At 65.2% G+C, this 19,629-nt stretch carries 1 protein-coding gene (only partly in view); it reads right to left on the bottom strand.

Going from position 1 to position 19,629, the window contains the following annotated elements; all coding sequences use genetic code 11:
* On the bottom strand, positions 1 to 19,621 hold the 5' portion of the coding sequence (locus F8D48_RS01285) for a hypothetical protein (RefSeq protein WP_151429636.1). It extends 18,218 nt beyond the left edge of the window; the window shows 19,621 of its 37,839 coding nt (coding positions 1-19,621); its start codon is at positions 19,619 to 19,621; its stop codon lies beyond the left edge, outside the window.
* Positions 19,622 to 19,629 lie beyond the last annotated feature (8 nt).

Raw genomic sequence — 19,629 nt, forward strand, 5'->3', positions numbered from 1 at the left:
AGGTCACACCTACGCCATCGGTCACCGATCCGGCGTCATCGGTCGCGACCTCCAGCACGTCGGGCAGACTGATGGAGTTCCACACACGCACCACGGGCTTGCGCATCACGGCGCTCGTGCCCGTCTGGGCATAGAGTACCGGTCCGGTGGTGGTGGCGTCCTTGTAGGCCCTCTTCCAGAAGTCCAGGTTGGGGGCGGCGGTGCCCATGACGTCTACAATCTCGCCGGTGCTCGCCGCATCGGTGGTGCGCACGGTATTGTTCTGCACCGTCCAGCCGTTGACTGCCGGCATGTTGGGGGAGCCGGCTAGCTGCATCTCGCCGTTGCGCAGGTGGTAGCGTTGGAGCGTGTACTTGTAGTCCATGCCGTAGGGCTGCATATGGCGGGTGCGATCGCGGGCCAGGCCCTCGTAATGGTCGATGTCGAAGATCTGATAGTAGGCGCTCGACCGGCTCGGCTCCTCGCCGGCGGCCGTGTCCTGGCCCTCCCGGTACAAGTTCACCGCCCGCTCGGCGCTCGTGGTGAAGGTAGATGCCTCGGGGGAAGACGCCTCAGTGCGCTCCCAGGGACGGGTGAGCACGCGGTCGTACCAGGCACCGCTCTCGTTGTTGCCGAAGACGTGGGAGGGGATGTTCACCTTGATCTGGTAACCGCCGCCACCGGCCAGGGCCGCCTTGATCTCCTCCGCCAGGCGGACGTACTTGGCCGCCTGGCCCGCATGGACGTAGTCGGGGTCGGCCGCGTCGGTGGCGGTGCCGTCGATGGTGCGGCCGTACCACTTGGCCAGATCCTGCTTCACCGTGATCTTGAGCACCCAAGGCTGGGAGCTGTCACGGTAGCCTACGGACTGGTTCGACGTGCCCGCCGCCGCATCCACGTCCTGGGCCGCCACGGCGGTATAGCTGCTCTTCTCGCTATGGGTGGTGGCATCCACCGTCGAGCGGATGGGATCCTGGTGGGAGGCGGGCGCATAGTAGGTCACGCCGTCGTCGGCCTTGGCCGTGGGGGTCTGGATCACCTCCACCTCCATGAGATCGGAAATGTCGATCCATTCCGACCCCACCTGCGGGTCCTGGGAGTAGTTGCCGGCCACTGTCGTGGTCTTCTTCAGCAGGTAGGCCTTGGGCTTGATCTGCCGAGCCAGCTTCTCCAGGTCGGTGGTGTCCACCTCGCTCTCGGAGGGAGCCACCCCCTCCTCGCCGGCACGGGCCATGGTGAAGAAGGCCGTGTCGTTCTCATCGGCGGTAAAGGCATCGGCGGGCATGGTGGGATCGGCCGTCGACACCTCGGCGCCCACACTCTCCTCCAGGGAGGTGAGGGAGGCGAGGAACGCCTCGTCGCCCTCGGGACCCGGCGCGGTGGCGTCGGGCTCGGCCAGAGCCGAGGAGAGCGCCGCCCAGGCAGAGGGCTTGCCCGTCACGCGTCCTTGGGGCGTGACGGTGGCAGGAGCCGACGCAGACGGCGTCGCGCCATCGCCGGCCGGCGCCTCGCTGGCGCCGGGGGCCTCTTCGGCCAGGGCGGCCAGGGGCGCCACGGCCTGGGCCACTTCGCAGGCGGCCTCATCGGCCAGGGCCGCCAGAACGCCCAGGCCGAAGGAGGCCGCGGCGGGCTCGGCAGTCGCGCGCACATCGATGGCCTGGCGCACCGGGGCCGCCGTGCCGTTCACCACGAGGGCCGTGCTCCACAGATAGGGGGCGCCGGACCAGGACTGCTCATCGATGACCAGGGTATAGGCGCCCGCAGCCAGGGTTCCGAGGACCATCTCCTCGCTCACCCCGGCCGTCCGCTCGTCGACAGGGGTGCCGGAGGCATCGTTGATGGGGACGCGGTTACCCGCGCTGTCTTCCACATGGAAGGTGAAGGTGGCACCAGCCGGGAAGGAAGTCCCCGAGGGCGCCGCGCCGACGGTCACCGTCACCGGGCTGCCGTTAGCACCCCGCTCCAAGGTCGTGGCCACATCCACATGGGTGCCGCCCTCGGGCACGGTGAACTCCACCGGCTCGGCGGGCAGGGCGAAAGTGCCCCCGTCGGGCAGCAGCGGAGACTCGGTGAAGTACAGCCGGTAGGTGCCCGGCTCGAGGTTGCGCAGGAGCACCGGATGGTTCAGGCGCACAGTCTGGTTCTCGGCGATGGTGGACTCGCTCTCCACGGCCTCGTCACCCTCGCCGGAGACGGCAACGCTCACCAGGCGGTACTTCGCCTCGGCATCGGCGCCGGCGCCCTCCGCGCCAATGAGGGCGCGAACCACGGAGGTGCCCGCCACCACGGAGGGCGCGTCGCCCAGCTCGCAGGGAAGCGGCACCTCGATGACGGCGCCATGGCCGTCGGCGACGATCTGCGCGGCATCCTTAGGCGCCCGGTACTCCCACGTGCCCGTCTTCTCCATGGGCACATTCGCACCGGAGCCGTCCTGCTCCACCACGGTATAGGTGTAGGACACCACCGGCGCCTGCACGAGCGACACGGTGTAGGAGCCGCGGGGCAGCGGCGTGGGCAGCTGGGTCGTGCCATGGGGGGCCACGACGATGCGATAGGGCTCCTCGTCCACCACGTCCTCGCCTTCGGCGGGCAGCACCGGCAGACCGGTGGCGCCGTCGATGACATCCCCGTTCTCATTGCGAATGATCACGAAGGTGGGGGCATCGTCATCGGCGTAGGGGGCATCCACCGTCACCTGGACGGGGCTGGCGTCCCACACATGCTCCAGGGTATAGGGCTCAAGCTCCACTGCGTCCCCGAGGCCCACAACGTAGAAGTGCTGCACCTCGGCAGGCAGGGTATAGCCCAGGCCGCCCTGGCCCGCCTCGGGGGGCATCTGAGGCGAGGCGGTGAACTTCAGGCCGTAGTGGCCGCGGGGCAGCGTGGCGATGACCGCCGGCGCGTTGGCCACGATCTCCACCTCGGCCACCACCTCGCCGGTCTCCTCGTAGGTCACCACTTCCTCGGTCAGGGCCTCGCCGTCCTCGCCCACCACCGGTTCGCCGTCCTCGCCCACCACCGGACGAGTCTCGCGCTTCTCCTCCATGGCCACAATCTGGGCCTTGGCAGGGAAGTCGGGGCTGGCGCCCTCGGCGTTCACGGTCACGGAGACCGCGCTCTCCCGCTCGATACGATTCAGGGTCAGCTCGCCGCTCACCTGAGAGGGCACAGCGGCATCATAGTCATCGATCTCGACGAAACGGCCGTCCTCGGTGCATGTCACGTACTTGCCGTTGGGATCCTTCACGTAGGTCTTGGTGCCGATGGTGACCACTTCGTCGTTCTCGCCCGGCACGCCCTCCAACTTCGTGAGGCGCACCGGCTGGCCGTCCTCGGCGTACACCTTGCGCTTCTCGCCCTTCAGGGCGCCGCTCACATCCACGGTGATGCCCGTGGGAATCTGCTCATTGTTCTCGCCGGTCGTGAAGGAGGGGTTCTTCTCGGCCATGGCATCGTGGGCCACGATATGGAAGCTCAGCGGCTTGAAGGCGGTCGTGCGCTCCTCCACTTTGCCGTCGACGAGCACCCGATAGGTGTAGGAGCCCTCCTCGAAGGGCAGTCCCTCCGGAGTGGTCCCCACCGATTTCACGACGATCCAGTAGTCGCCCTGGGGCAGCTCCATGTCGTCGCCACCGAGGGTCATCTTCTTGTTGGGGGTCAGCTTGAAGTTCTCCACCACCACCGTTCCCGTGGCGCTCACCACGTCCACGATAATGGGATCCTCCAGGCCCTCGGCGTTCACCGTGAGGGATACCTGGCCGGAATAGGATACCTCGTCGGCATCCAAGTCCTCGCCCGGCCCGGGCACTACGGTGATGGAGCCGTCGAGCATTGGCTCCACGCCGCGGGGCATGATGTAGGTGAACTCCACGCCGTCCAGGTTGCGGTCACCGTAGTTGTAGGCGGTCAGCTCGCTGATGAAGTCCTGATTGTACTGGAGAGCCGTGGTGTACTGACCCCTCAGCACACCACGATGGGCCTGACGGTACTCGTCGGCGTAGTCGTAGTTGGCCGTCCTCCAGCCCGCATAGGTATCCTCGGTCTGGTAGAAGCGCTGGGTCTCATAGTTGGATACGCCAGAGCCCTCGGTGGCCAGAGAGCCGGAGATGAAGCGGCTCGAAGTGGCGAGCCACGCCTTCTGCATGTGCAGGCGCGTCTCCGACCACACGAGCGGTGTGGAGGAGTGCCAGCGCGTGCCCGCGGGAACCTCGATGGCCTCGCCGGTCTCCTCGTCGGTGCCGGGGGTGGTGTCCAGGGATGCAGAGCCGAAGGTGCGGGCCTTGGTCACATAGTGGTACCAGTCGCGCACATAGCGATCGGCATTGCGCAGGGCGCCGGCGCCGTTCTCCAGGTCGTTCTCGGCAATCTGCGCCTGGTACCCCGTATTGAAATCATTGTGGCCGTAGTACCACCACAGGTAGTGCACATCGTTGGGCAGCTCGGAGGCGGCCTCGTCTTTAGTCGATTGGCGCGGCCGCGGCGTATAGCGTACCACCTGGCGGTTGTTGGATACCTTCATGTCGGTATCCAACAAGTAGCCCGCCTTGTAGCTGTCGGCGTTGCCGTTGGCCGTGCGCAGGTAGCCGTCCTCGTAGGGGGTCATGCCGTTGGTGCCCCAGCCGTTCACATCCAAGCCGTTGTAATGGCCATAGGACAGGCCCTCGCCGGGAATATAGGTATAGGAGCCGTCGAACATCTCCCAGGTATCGGTGTTCTCGGGCTTGTCGCCGGAGAAGGCCGAGTCCAGCATCAGGTAGTCCATATCCATGAGCACGTCGTTGGTGACGACCTGCCAGGCGGCCTGGCTCTCGCCCACATGCTGCATATGGTAGCTCGCCCCGGGCGTGTTCAGATTATAGTTGCGATAGTAGCTGGCGCCGATGTTCCACGCCCCCGAGCCCGTGCCCCCGAGCGGGCTCACATGACCCGGCCAGTTGCTGCCGTAGTTCGGATGCCAGTCGGCGTAATAGTACTCGCCCACCCGCGGAAAGTAAGCCGGCTCGAGGCCCGCCGTGCCACCGCCAGTCAAATCCTGAGCGCCTGTGATGTTGTTGCGCTGGTACACCTGAGGCAGGTTGTCCACCGAGGCGTACACGTCGAAGTACAGCTCGATGACGTCGCCCACCTCCATGCGGGTAGAGCCGGCCTGCACGAGGTCGACGGGACGGTCGTAGGCCAGGCTATCGCCGATAATAGAGCCCGATTCCGCCCCCGCACCCGGCGCCGGCACGCTCGACATGGGGCGCTTCACCTCTGCCGCCCCGGCGGGCAGCGGCTCATCGGCAGCGATCCAGGCGATCTTGAACAGGGTGAACTTCGTGTCCCGGCTCACGCCGGCAGCCCGCGGGTCCATATCGGCGAAGTAGTCGCCATGGCCGCCGAAGACGTTGGAAAAGCCGTTGTCGTAGGTCATGGCCCCGCCATAGTCCGGCATCTCGTAGCTGTCCACGGGGACGACGATGAGCTTCATACCGTGGGTGCGGGCGTTGTAGACGTCCTTATCCTTCACAGTGACCGGATTGTTCGGATCGGTCATATCGGTGCGGTTCTCAAGCCACTTCACCTGGAGATGATCGGCCAGGTACCGGGCATCGAGGGTGCCGCCGGCCTCGTTCTTCAGGTATTCCGTCGGAATGAGCTCGTAGAAGACGGGGTTGTACAGCTCTCCCTCCAGCTTGGTGATGCCGGCGTTGGTGCGCTTCGGCACGTTCTTGAGGGTGTTCTTGTACCAGAACCGCTCGCCCGCCACGTATCCGGTCTTCTGGGCCGCCTCGGGGTCGTAGGCGGCAGCGGCCTGGGCCTCGGTCTGGAACACCTGGGACTGGAAGCGCATGACCGGCGTGCGGCGCCACACGGTGGTGACCTTCTTCTTGGCCTCATCCTGCTTGGTGAGCAGGGTGTCGTGGGTCACGGGATCGTTGGCCGCGAGCACCGTCGCGCCCGAGGCGTTGCTGGCAGCCACATCCACGAAGTCGAGAACCGTGGCCTGGTTGTCGCTATGGGTGAAGCCCACATCCACCGAGCCGTAGGGTTTCCACAGGTTTTCCTGCTCGCCGCCGGCATGGCTCACCGCCGTGCTGTCCTGGCGCGTGTCCTGATAGCGGGCTACGCCGAGCAGCGACACATCGTCGAGGGGGAAGGCCACCACGTCAGCGCCGGAGTTGTTGGCACGGGCCACGGCGGGCACGTCGTAATAGGTCCAGCGCACACCGGTGACGTCGCGGAACAGGTTGCCGTTGGCAGTGTGGCCCTCGTCGGTGGCCTCCTGGCCGTAACGGTCGCCGCCCACATCGTAGCGGGCCGCCAGCTCCTCATAGGTGACCCAGGCCCCCTCGCCGCTGGCCGCATTCGTGGCGAGCGGGGTGATGGAGGCTCGCTCATCGTAGGCCGCGGCCGGGGATGCGGCCGGGGTGTTCCAATCGGGCACGTAGTACTCGATGGCCACGGCGGGGCGGCCCGGGTCATCCAGGTCGGGGCCCGCCTGGCTGTCGGGCAGCAGCGCCTGGGCGCGATCGGCGGCCGAGGAGGTGTGACTCAAGCCGAGCACCTGGGCCGGCGTGGTCTGACTCCAAGCGGCCTGGGCGGTCACATCCTGGCCGAGGGAACCGTCGGAAGTGGGATAGCCCAGCTCGTCGATGGTCTCATCAGCCACATAGGTGGGCTTGCGCGTCAGCTCGAAGTAGCGCTTGCCGGCAGGATTGCCGTTGGCGTCGAAGCCCGCCGTGCCGTCGCCGTCGGCACCCTGGACGATGCCGGTACCGTTCACAGATCGCATGAAGGACACGGTCACGGTCATCGTGGACTCGTGCCAGGTGGTGTTGCGAATGTTGGAGATGCGCAGGCGCATGCGGTTGCCGTCGGCATTGGCCGCCTCCCCGGAAGAGGATACCGGGTCGAGGGTCTGGGTGTCGGGGTTCCAATACTCCGGCGTGATGTCGATACGGTCGGTGCGATGGCGGTGGAAGGCCACGCTCGAGTAGTTGCGGGCCGTCAGCTGTTCCTTATCGCCGAAGGCCAAGTCCGTCGTGGAACCGTCTTCGGCCCCTGCCGCCGGGGCGCCGCAGGACCAGGAATAGCGCAGCAGCGAGGCATCGCGAGCGCCGGCCATATCCGTCGAACCGCAGTTGTCCGTCGTCTGGCCCCCGGCGGCCACGGTATGGGCGCCGGTGATATGCCCCAGCTCGGCGGCATCGGAGCCGTAGGGTTGTCCGGCGTTGTTGCGGGAGCCGGTGCCGCTGTTGTTCGTCACCCGATACTGGGCAAAGCCGTGCAGGGGCGCGGCCGTGGCGTAGAAGTTCGCCTGGAGGTGCTGGCCGCGGTAGCTCGGATGATCCGAGCCATCGGATCCGTTGGCCTCGTCGTTGTAGGCCGGATCCTCTTCCAGCTCGTCGGTCACCTGGGTAATGACGCGGACCCAAACGCCCTGGCCCGGCTGAATCTGGCTCGTGGCGTTGCCGTTGTCCTCATCGGCTTCGTAGGCCTGACCCACCGAAAGGCGCAGCACGCGATTGCCGTCGTACTGCTCGGTGGCATTCGGCCCGTCACCGAAGGTGCGCGAGGCACCGTCCACCGTGGCCTTCGAGAGATCCGTTTGCTCATCGACGGCCACCGCGTCCGTGCCGTCGGCAGCCGACAGCTCGGCCGTCACTCCGTGGCCCGTGGTGTTGTTGTCGGCCCACCGCGCACCGGTCTTGGTCTTCTCCACTTCCCAGCCGACGATGCGCTGGCCACGGGGCACCTCGAAGCGGGCGTCCACGTGCTCAAGAGGGAGGGCCTTCTGGCTGAAGGTGCCGCTGTGGCTTCCCTGCAGCGTGCCCCGATCGGTGCCGATGTCCCCCGAGCCGGCTCCCACGTAGAGGCGGTACTCCACGTAATCGCCGGCGTACAGATCGCCGTTGGGAATGCCGTTGCCGTTGCCGCCCTGGGTTGCGGCGGGGTCGTAGCTCACGGGCGAGGACACCGAGCGGTCGTCGAAGTCGTAGGCGAAGATGGACTGGGTCGTCCCGTTCATCTCCACCTTCTTGCCGCGCTGCATGTCGGTGACCAGCGAGCCCAGACGGTGGAACAGGTCGTAGCCCCGATCGTTGGCCTCGCGCTTGGTGAGGCTCTTCTTGTTCGGATCGCGAGTCACCACGTTCGACACCGTCAGGTGCTCATTCATGTGCATGCCGCCGAAGGCGTTGCCCTGCTTGTCGAAGGTGGGCGTGCTCCAATAGTTCCATTTGCCGGCGGCCAGATCGGTGCCCGTGGCGCGGGCGGTGCGGAAGTCCTCCACGGGACGGTCGGCGTACACGCCGTCATAGGCGAAGGCGAAGTTGTCGCTATTGGCCGCCCCCGGCACGGTGGCGTTGTCCGCGTCGTTGTCGTTGTAGTAGATCGCGCCGTCGCTGTGCTCGCGGTAGTTGGCCTTGCTCGCGTTGCGGTTGGCGCCGAGCACCTGACCGGAATCGAGCATGGTCTCGGGGCGCTCGCGTGTGGCATTGGGCGAGGAGAAGGTGAACTGGACGCTGGTCACATAGGGCGCGGCGTAGGTGCGGTTCACTGTCTGGTCGGCCGCCCAGCCAGAGCCGGGCAGCGTATTGGTCTTCTGCACGGCGGTGTAGTAGCCTACGATGCCGTCGCGCACGGCGTCCACCACCTGTTGCTGGGCGGCGGCCTCCGTCAGACCCGCCGTGGCGAAGTCGTAGCCGGCCAGGTTCACGTCGTAGTCGGCCGCCAGGGCCGCAAACAGCTCTGCGGTGGTGATGGCGGGGTTGTCCGCCTTCAGCGCGCGCTTCGCCTCGGTCATGCGCAGGTACTTCTCCACATCGATGACGTAGCAACCGCCGTAGCGGCCCTCGCCGATGCGCGGATCGCCCGTGAACGTCTGAGCGGTGCCCGCGCCGGCCACGGTGCCCGACAAAAGCCCCAGGTTCACCAGGTCTGCCCAGCTGAGGGTCACGGGGGCCGAGGTGGTCTGGGTCGTGGTGTTGTAAACGGTGAACTGGAAGCCGTCGGCCTGGAACCAGTCGTCGTCACGGGCGGTGAAGCCGTCGTTGCCGGCCACGGCGGCGGGCACGAACTGGGCCGGCACGTACACCTTCTGCAAACGGATGCCATCGGGATTCGGATCCCCGTTGTTGTTCCCGGTGAACCACGGGGACCAGTGGCTGTTCAGCGTGACCGCGCTGATATGGGCCACGCGGTTCTCGTCGTCTTTGGCCTCGTCCTTGTCGATGTTGTTCCAGAAGCGAGCCTCGAAGGTGGCCACGTTCGGCGTCAAGTTGTCATCGCCGTAATCGGCCATAGAGGGATGGTCCGTGCCGTTGGCCTCCAGGGAGAGACGGGAATTGTAACCGAAGGGGATGAGGTAGCCGAGGAAGTAGGCCGTGTCCTCGTTGCGATGGGTCACGCTGGCGTTCGAGCTGCTCTTCCAGTTGCTCGCCCCGGGATGGGTGCCGTCGCTGTTCAGGGACAGACTCTGATTGAAGGGCGCGTTGTCACCCTTGGAGGTGCCCAGCTTGGCGAAGCTGTAGCCCCAGGCATAGGCGTAGTTGAGGGCGTCCTTCTTGTCGCCGCAGCTGTCATGGGCCGCGCCCTTGAACGCCGGATGCTTCTGCCCCTTATATATGTAGGGCCGGCCGAGCAGCTGGATGTCCACGGTACCCTCGTTGGCATCCCGATCCACGTTATGGCCGGCGCCCTCGGCGGTGATGTCGCCGTTGCCGGAGTAGGGACCCAGGTCAATCTCGTAGCTGGTCACGAACTCGTTGGTGGCCAGGGGCAGCGCCACCACATCGCCGGTCTTCTTCAGGTCCACGATGGCGCTATGGGAATCCTCGCCGGGGCGGGCGAACTCCAGATAGGCCACGTCTGCCTTGCCTCGGGTCAGGTGATCGATGCCGAGATCTCCCACGCGATCGTCCTTGCCGCCGGTAATGTCGTAGACGCCATCGCGGCGCACCTGGTAGGTATGGGCGCCGGCGGCGTCCTCCTCGTAGATCGTGAAGCCCTCGTCGTTCAACTCGTCGGAGGCCTTCCACTGGCGCGTAGTGAAGGTGATGGTGGCATCTTCGTAGTCGCGCAGGTGGTCGAGCACGCCGTTTTGGAAGTGCAGGCCCGTGGACAAGAACCCGTAGAAGGACAGGTCGTCGTCAGGCTGGCACCAGGGCAAACGATCGGTCAGCTTCACCTTATCCGTGAAGGAGGTGTAGTTCCAGCCCCAGTCGTTGGGGTAGTACTGGTCGTTGCCCCACGTGCTGGAGTAGCTGGCGTCGCCCGAGTAAATGCCCCGGTAAATCGTTTGGCGATAGAAGGCGATGGCGAAGTTCGTATCGCCGCCGAACAGGCCGTGCTCGGTCATATTGTAGGGGTTTGAATTCCACGCATCGGCCGTATCGCCCAACCGCGTGGCGTCCTTGCCGTTCCAATTGATGCCCTGCATCGTGTAGTTGCCGTCGTTGCGGGCCACCACGTTGGTGCGGCTGCGCAGGTGGCGCATATAGGCCACGCCGTCGTAATGGTGCCAGTAGTTGCCGGTGCGATGGTAGTCCTGATAGGACCACGCGCTGCAGAAGCGGTTCTTATCGGCCTGCTGGTTCTTGTTCTCGCTGCCGCTGGTATTGGCCCGGGAGTCCTTGGTGTCGGAACGCACGATAGCCTGGTGGCCCGGACGGTCGTTGCCGGAATTCGTGCCGCCCACTTCCAGGGTCACGTCGGTGTACATGTTCATGCCACCCGTAGGGGTCTCGGCGTACATGCGGCCGTTCACTTCGAAGGACATCTGGTTCACGATGTCGGCATAGCTGTTGTTCACTTTGCCGAACCACTTGCCATAGTCGGGCTGGTTCAGGGTGGTGACGTCGCTGTCGCTCTCGGTCCAGTCGCCGGTGACGTAGCGATTGTCGCCCGAGGCGTACTGGTTCTGGTTGATGCGGATGTCGTACTCGATGCGCGTCACCGTGAAGCGCGGGGCCCCGGGACGGGTGAGATTCTGCAGGTAATAGTCGTCAACCGGATCGCGGTAGGAGTCGCTGCGATCGGCCCCCGTACCGAAGCTGGCCTCGGGCTCGCCGGCCCCATCGCGGGCCAGCAGATTAAGGCGGAAGTACTTCGCGCCGTCGTAGTCGCTCTGCACCGCGTCGGCAGCCGTGCCCGCCAGCTGCCGCTTGATCTCGTCGCCCGTCAGCGTCAGGGTCTTGCCGTCAGAGTAGGTGATCTTTAGGTTGTCCACGTACTCAGCGGCCTGACGGCGAATCTTCAGGTAATAGGCATCGAAGTACTGGGAGGGATCCTTCAGATCCTGCACCATATGCAAGACCATGCCAGAATTGTAGGTTTCCGCACCCACCCAGTAGAGGTTGCGGCCGCTGAAGTTGTAGGAAGTCCAGGGCCCCTGCTCTGTATGGCAGGTGCGCTCCGGACCGTACTCGTTGTACTGGGTGTTCACCTGGCGAAAGTCGGCCAGCAGCGACACCTGGGACTTATAGCCCACGTCCAGGGCGAAGTTGCGCTCGGCATCGGAGGCATAGGAGTCGTTGTGGGCGATATGGCAGCTGTCCCACGAGCCCCAGCTGTACTGGGAGAAGCGGTTGCCGTTGGTGGGGGCGCTCGCGACGCCACCGGCGTTGGAGTCGTAGAGGCCGGCGCGGTTCAGCGTGTCGAAGTACATCTTCGACATATAGATCCAGGAACGGTCGGTGCGCGTGACCGGCGTGTTCTTCATGCCGGGAATCATGGCATCGCCACGCAGCTTCAAGAGGTAGTTTTCTGTCCGAGCGCTGAACAGGCGTTCCGTATCGAAGTTATGGTCGGCGAAGCCGTCGAACACGATGTTTTGGCCATCATCCCAGCTGACCGTCGCGGGGGCGGTGGTGTTGTTGGCACCAGGCGCGGCGTCCTCGGCCATATCCTGCCAAGAGACGAGCTTCACCTGGGTCAGGTTCTCAATACCGTGATTCCGCAGCATCTCCTCGGTGATGACCAGGTCGCCCTCGGCCGTGAACTCGTAGGTTTGGGTCGCATCCGTCGCGTCCTCGAAATGGTCGGGCAGGGCATCGGCGGCGGGAACGACCGCACGATCCAGGGCTCGGTAGACCCCGTCGGGGCGGATGGTCCACGACACGGCCGCGGCTGCGTCGGCCCCGGCCCCCTCTTTGCGGCCCGTGAACGTGATGGCGCCCACCGTGCCATGGCGGAAGGTGTCGAACAGCTCGTGGTTGACCGTCACCTTCGTGGTGTGGAAGCCGGTGTAGTCAGACACCGTGCCGCCATCCTTGTGCTTGTCGTTGGCGTCCAGCTGCAAGACCTTCTCATAGTTCATCTGCAGGTCAACGGTCACGTCCACGTCGTCGAGGGTGGAAGTCGCATGCTCGTTGGTCAGGTTCGCCCACATCTTGAAATCGCGGTCATAGGGCACGCCAGTGCGCGTGAAGGAACCATCGGAGCAGTTGGCCGCGTCGGCGAAGGTGTGGTGGTTCATGTACTTGTTGAAGGTGGTGCCGTACTGGCCGAAGGTGTGCACTGCCATGGCCGGGAAGTACACCTTCAGGAACGCATCGGCCTTGCCCTTCTCGCCAGGGTTGTCCAACTTGGCCGTGACATCCACCTTGGCCTGGGCGTTCACCTTGGCGAACTGGCCGGCGCCGTCGCTGCTCACATTGTTGTACCAGGAATTCGCCTGACCCCGCAGTTTCACGGCGAATTGCTTGTCGGCGCTCACGTAGGGGTCGATCTCGCTGTAGCGGATCTCGATGCGCTCCAAGTAGAAATCGCGCTTCTCCGTTGCGGTCCCTCCGGCGGCCAGGGGCCGGTCGAAGAGGAAATGCAGGGCGGCGAAATCTGGATTGTCCGAGGTCACATCCACAGAGAAGCCCGTGGCCGCGCTATCGGCCGCTTTGGCCGCCTCCAACATCGCCAACAGCTCGTCGCGGTCGTAGCGCACCGAATAGCCCTGGTCGGCGAAGGTGCCGTCTGAAACCGTCTCGTAGGACGCGGAAGCGCCCGAGCCGGTCTCCACAACGCGGCGGAAGTAGAACGTGACGTTCTCCAGCGAGCTGTTGTCGGTGGCACCCACGGTGTTGTCCTTGCGCACCGTGGAACCGAAGTTGAAGAGCTCCTCGCCGAAGGTGACTTCCTTGGTCTTGAAGCCGCGCACGTCGTTCACGGGATCTTTCAGGAAGCCGCTCAGATCCTGATCGGTGCGAATGGTCACCACGGCATCGTCGGCGCGATTCAGGCTGTTGTTGCGCACCGTGAAGTTGTAGCCGGTGCCATCGGAGAAGTTCGCCACTTCCACGTTCTTGCCCTCAGCGGCCGCGCCCGGATTCGGGCGCACGCCGGCGGGCTTCACGGCAGACCAATCCAGGGTGGCGGCAAAGGTGCCGAACTGCATCTTGGCCGTGGCCCGCAGCTTGTTCACATTGCCCTCGAGGCGCACCGCGTCGGGCAGCATCATGTCGGGCCCGTAGGCCGACTTGGTGGCGAAGGCGCGCACCTCGGTGGTCACAGCGACGTTGTCGTGGCTGTCGGCCCGGCCGAAGACGTACATCACCGGAGCCGTGTTGGCCGCCGGGGGCACAATGGCCCCCGAATCCGAGGTAATGGCCCCTTTGTTGATCTTCGCGAAGCGCACGCGCAGCATCTTCACGGGCGCCTTCTCCGTGGCCCCGTCGGAAACCGTCCCGCTCACCAGGCCATCGGTAACGATGTCGCCCGCCGAGCCGTTGGCGGCCACATTCAGCGTGAGCATGCCCGTGGCGCTGTCCATGGTCAGGGTCGCGCCGTCGCCGAGAGTCACCGTGCCGCCGGCTGCGCCCAGGGTATCCAGGGCCGCGGCTATGTCGTAAGAGGCGTTCGGGCGCAGCCCCTCCTCGGTATGGAGGATGGTGGCCGTGGGATTCAGCACGTCCAGCACATCCACCGAGGAGATCTCGCCGTAACGGTAGTGCCAGCAGGTCTTCGTGATGGGATCTCCGGTCGTCTCATCGTAGGTGGGGTTGCCATCGGCATCCAACACGGGCACCGCCCCATAGGCGAAGCCAGGCACCACAAGGGACCGGGCCAAAAAGCCCCGCCATACCGACGGCGCGCCGGCCTCATCGGAAAGGGCCTCCTGCTTCGTGCCGTTGATCACCATATCCACGTCGAAGCTGCTGATGTCATAGGGAGAATTGTTCGACAGATCATAGCGGAAGTACGCGATCTCATCGGCCTTGTCGCCCCAGCGATAGGGTACGGCGGCGTTGCTCTTGCGCGCCCCCGTGTTGTCCACATAGCCGTAGGAAGCAGCCACGGCGGGCTTGATGGGCACGAACATGGAATTCAACGTAGCCTGGCCGCTCACTGACTTGTTGCCGGTCGGATTCTCATAGTCGGTGCCGAAGCGGGCGGCCACCGTCAGCTCGCCGACGCTCTCGGGGGTGCCGATGATCTCCACCATGGCCCGAGCGGCGTCCACGGTCTTGTTATTCGTGAACTGCTCCAGCTCGATATCGACGTTCAAAAGGTACCCGATGTTGAAGTTTGCGCAGGTGAGCACATAGTTGCCCGTACGCTCCATGACGCCAGTCGTTGGGTTCTTCTTCGTTTCGGGCTTGAAGTAGTCCAGCAGCTTGCTCCCCGGAATCTCCAGCGTGCGCTTGGTCACGTCGCTGGCAGCCGTGGTGGCATAATAGGTGAGGGTGACCTTCTCCACCTTGGCCCCGGCATCGTCGGCATAGGTGTTCGTATCGGGGTCGTAGGTGCCCATATAGGCAGGGCCCAGCTTCACCGCGCTGGCTACGAACTGCGACTTCTTCGACGAGGTGGGGTCGAGCACCATATTGCCCGTGGCGGGATCCTTGATGTACTTGAAGCCATCGGGGATAGGGCCGATGTTGATGAGGGCCGGGGCCATGCGCGAAGCGGAGGTGTTGCCGAAGCGGAAGCGCCATCCGGCGTTGGGCTCGTTCACCAATGCGTTGCGCTTGTCGGCCTCCTTCTCCATGGCCGAGTCGGTCGCGCCAGACCCGTCGTACATGGAGAAGACCTTCGCCGTGATCAGCGGATTGGTCTGCACCTGGCGGAACGTGGCCTTGGCCGCCTGGGTCGTCTTCTTCGGCTGGGAGAAGGAACCGTAATCGGGGCCCACGCCGCTCGGAGTCCACAAGCGCTCGCCGTAGGTGAGGTCGGCCTTGTTGTCATAGTAGCCGTTCGCGCCGTCGGATGTGGCCTCCATCATAACGCCGTGCACGTCCACCGAGCTGGCAATGCGCATGGTAGACTCGCCCGCTGCCGGCTGGGGCAAGGTATGTTTGAACAGCACACGGAACAGGCCGGTGAACTTGCGGGTCGGCGCAGCGCCGGCTTCGTAGCGCCGGCCCGGCACCGCCGCGATACCCTGGGCCTCGAGCATTTCGGCAATGCCCTGGCTGGCGCGCTCGTCGTCGCCGAGGCGGTAGAGCACGTACTTCCCGTCAGGACCGGTTCCCTCTTCCACTTTCTGGGGCAGCGTCAGCGAGACCCACTGGGGGTTCTTGCCGCTCATATCCGTGGTCTGGAACTGCACCACATTGGTCTTCTGCTGGGCGCTGCCGCCCTCGGTCACATTGGCCTGGGTGCCATCGGTCGTATCGTACCAGTCCGACAGCTGGGGGTTGCGCGTCTCGGTCACGACGGGCTCGCCGGGCTCGCCGTCTTCCCCAGGCTCACCGGGAGTCTCGGTGCGCACGACCTCGGATTCATCGCTCTCGTCCACGCGAATGGTAATGCCCGCCAGCTGAAAACCGCTCGGGAGCTGGTCGGACAGCTCCACGCCATAGGACGTATCGGGGTTTTGGCCGAACAGCGGCGTATTACCCTTGTTCTGCATATTGCCGATGCGGTAGGTGACCATCTCACCAAGGGGCGCGCTTTGGGCGCTCTCCCAGTTATCGGCATTCTCCGGGTTCTGGGCCAGCTTGGTCAGCGATGGGTCCCGCGTCGGCGTGGCGAACGCCGAATCCACGCGCAGGTTCTTCATCCACTGGTAGTCGTTGGAGTTGCCGTCCTCATCGTAGCCTCGGTTGCCGAAGTTCACCGTTGCATAGGCATCCAGGTAGGCCTTCTCCACTCCGCCGGATATGCTGCCGTAGTTCGTCGTGTAGGGCATGGCCACGAGCAGCGTGTGCACATCGGACTCGTCCTCGGGCCGGGGCGCCCCCTCGAGGGTCTTGTCGGCCTCGGGCGTATGGGAGATGAGGTGCTTGCCATAGGGCATGTCATCCTCGTGGATATCGACAGTGATCTGGCCTTCCTTGCCACCAGTACCATAGGGCAGCTCTTCGAGACCCAGCTCGTCCACGTTGGAGAACTCCGTCAGATCGATGGAGGCGATCTCCTCATCGGTCAGGGTGGACACGTCGTAGATGAGGGCGCCGCCCTGGCCGGGCACGCCAATGTAGCTCGCGCCCTTCTCGGTGGCGCTGAAGCTCTCGTTGGGCACGTAGGCGCCGCTGGCGTCGCGCTTCCAGGTGAGCAGGTCCTGGAGACGGATGCCCGAGGTAGCCGCCGAACCTGCCTTGAAGAACAGCACGTAGTTCAAGAAGTCGATCTCGGACTCGCGGGTATCGGAGGTGTTCTCCACCTGCACCTTGTAGACGGCGTAGTTGTACTTGTTCCACAGCACCGGCGTGTTCAGACTCTCGTTGTGCAGAGCCCAGCGCAGGTTGGTCTGGATGAAGGTGGCCACGAGCACGTTGGCGGCACCGGGGGCGCGACCCGTGCCCGGCGCCACCTCCGTGGGCCACGAGGCGCTCTTCTCAGTGCCGTCGGCGTTGGTGTAGTTGTTGTAGGAATAGCCGAGCTTCGCCGTGGCGCCGGTGTTGTCGGGCACCGAGCCCTCGAACTTGATCTCGCCGGTCAGCGTTTGGGCGCCGCTGTGCAGCTGATACTGCTTGTCGTTGCTGGTGGACTTGTAGCGCAGGTACCAGCGCCCCGACAGGCCCTGTTTGATCAGGCCGTTCTCGGGATCGGTCATTTCCTGGGACGTGTACCAGTTCACGCCGTCCTGGGAGAAGTCGTAGCGGTTCACCGCGTCGGAGTCGGGCTTGTAGGACAGGCGCTGGAACTGGTTCGGGTACTTCGGGTTCGCAATCTGCTGGCCCTTCTCCCACTCGGCGCGGTCCACAGTCTCCTTGGGGCCTTTGGCATCGAAGTACAGATAGGGAATGTCCAGGGTGAATATGACCGCGGCCGCGCGACGATCGGCCATATCGTAGCCGTCGGAGCGGCCAAGATAGCCGTCTTTGTACGTGGGGTTCGGCTGCAAGGTCATATAGATGGTGTCGCCCGTCTTGATCATGACGGTGTTGGTCTGGCCGGGCACGGCGGTGCCGTTGCCGATGTGCAGGTTCGGATCCAGGTACGTCGTGGGCAGACGCTCCACGGTCTCGCTGGCGAAGGGGCGGATGCCCGGCGATTCCAGCATGGTGCGCGTCAGATAGGTGGAGCCGGTGAAGGCCGAGAGCAGCTGGCGCGGAGCCAGATCCGGGCGCTCCCGATAGTTCTCGGGAGCATCGCCGTCGTCGGGATCCTTCGCGATCACCGGGGCTTCGGGCTCGGGGGCCGGCGCGGATGAGGGGTCATCGGCCTCGGCGTCCTTATCGGGCTCGGGCACCACCAGCTCGGGGGCCGTGGGCACAATGGCGCCACTGGTCTGGTTGGCCGCCTCAGACTGCTCATCGGTGAGGAAGCCGTCGCCCATGGCCGTGGCGGCAAAGGGCGTCTCGGTGGTGAGGCACTGGGAATACACCCCATCGACCCCGTCGCCGACCGCCGCCACCTGCACGTCGAACACCGCCGTGACCGGGAAGGACTCCCGCGCCCCCTCGGCAAAGGTCACCGTCGCCTCATGGAAGGGGGCAGCCACGTACAGCGTGCGGCTCTCGCCGGGGGCGATCGCGCCGTCCTCGCCGGTGCGGGACAGCTGCACACGACCGTCCTCGGTAACGGCGTAGGGCACCGGGGCCAAGCCCAGGGCCTCCAGGGACGAGGCCTTCATGGGGTTGAGGCTCGCCAGCTCTTCTTCGGACAGGTCGGTCACATCCAGCACGATGAGGCCGTCTTCGCCGGGCACGCCCACGAAACGCTCCGCCTCGCGCACCTCATCGGCCGTGTTCACGACGCCGTTTATCCGGTTCGCCACGGCATTGCCCTCGTCATCAACCCGGTAGGCCATAAGGGTCTCAAGGCCCAAACCGCCGCGGCCGGCGCTGTCGGAGGGGTAGAACGCCCCCAGGGCGCAGGCCCGCACCGCAGGCGCATCCTCGGGCACCTCGTAGCGCACGAGATGGGCCAGATAGCCGGCACCGGAGACATCGCTGGTGCGGGGCATCTCGGCCCGCACCACTTCTGCGCTCAGGTTCGCTGCGATGCTGCTGCGCTCGTTGGTGAGGGCATAGGTTCCCACTGCCCCGCGCTTCACATCGTCGTACTGGGGCTCGGGCTGGGCGCCCTCGGCGTCTTCAGCGTCATCGGGCGCAGCGGTGAAGGAATGGAGTTCGTATCCATAGTATATGGATACGGGAGTGCCTTCGGGCACTCCGCCGACGAGACCGAACTCAAGGGAGGGCAGCTCCGTCGCCGCATCCAGCTTGCCGTCGTTGCCGTCGTAGCGCAGCACGAGCTTGCCCGACACACCCGCAGCCAGCTCCTCGTCGGTCACGGCGCGGTACATCCCGTAGTGCTCCTGCCACAGCGACCATCCCTCAGGCAGGGCCTCGGCGAACACGGCCGCCCGCATGGCGCCCGCAGCGGCCTCGGCATCGAGGGCGGCCTCGGCCGCCGCGGCCCGCGCCTCGTCCAGCGTAGCGGCGGCATCCTCGGCCCCAGCCGTCACACGATCGGCCTGATCGGCCAGGGCATGGCGCAAGCGCCATTCCTCCTCGGCATAGGTCGTGGCCACGGCTCCCGCATCATCGGTATACAGATAGGGAGCTTCCAGGGTGAAGACGAAACGGTCGCCGGGCTTAGAACCAGCCAGGTAGCCACCTTCCAAGCTCTTGCCCAGATCGCCCAGCTCAAAGGCGGCCTGTACGCGACGGCCCTTCACATAGAAGCCCGCCTCGGCACTGAAGGGCGCCCCGGAGGCCACGAGGTTCGGGCGCAGCCGCGCCGCGATGGCCGCCTCCTCGGCAGCCTGCTGGGCCTCCTCGGAGTCGCCCCACTCGGTGGCCACGGTCACCTGGGGAAGCACTTCGGTCGGCTCCACCAGCCCTTCGGGAAGCAGGGCTTCCAGGGCATCGGGATCGAGATCTTGGGACTGAACGCTGGAGGCCCAGGCCAAAGCCGCCTGGCGGCCCGCCTCTTCCGCATCATCTGCCCCGCCGTCATCGGTCGCGGGCACCTCGTCGCCGGGCAGCTCATCGGCATAGGAAACGAGCGCCGTCGCATCGAACATGGTGAAGGCCAGCAACAGCGAGAGCAGCACCGAGAGCACCCGCACCCAGGTCTTGGTGGTGAAAAGGTTCACGGGCGGATGCCCCTCGGCCAGGCGCACCGCCGCCGTCGCGTTGGCAGGCACCCGCGTGCGCCAATGGGCCCCGCTATCGACCGCGGCGGGGCGGCCTGTGTTCTGCCGCGCATCCACTTGCACGCCACCATCTGTCTTCTCAGAATTATGATGATTTTGCTTATATTCGCTCATTGCCATAC

The organism is Adlercreutzia muris, assembly GCF_008831045.1.
GTDB classification, from domain to species: domain Bacteria; phylum Actinomycetota; class Coriobacteriia; order Coriobacteriales; family Eggerthellaceae; genus Adlercreutzia; species Adlercreutzia muris.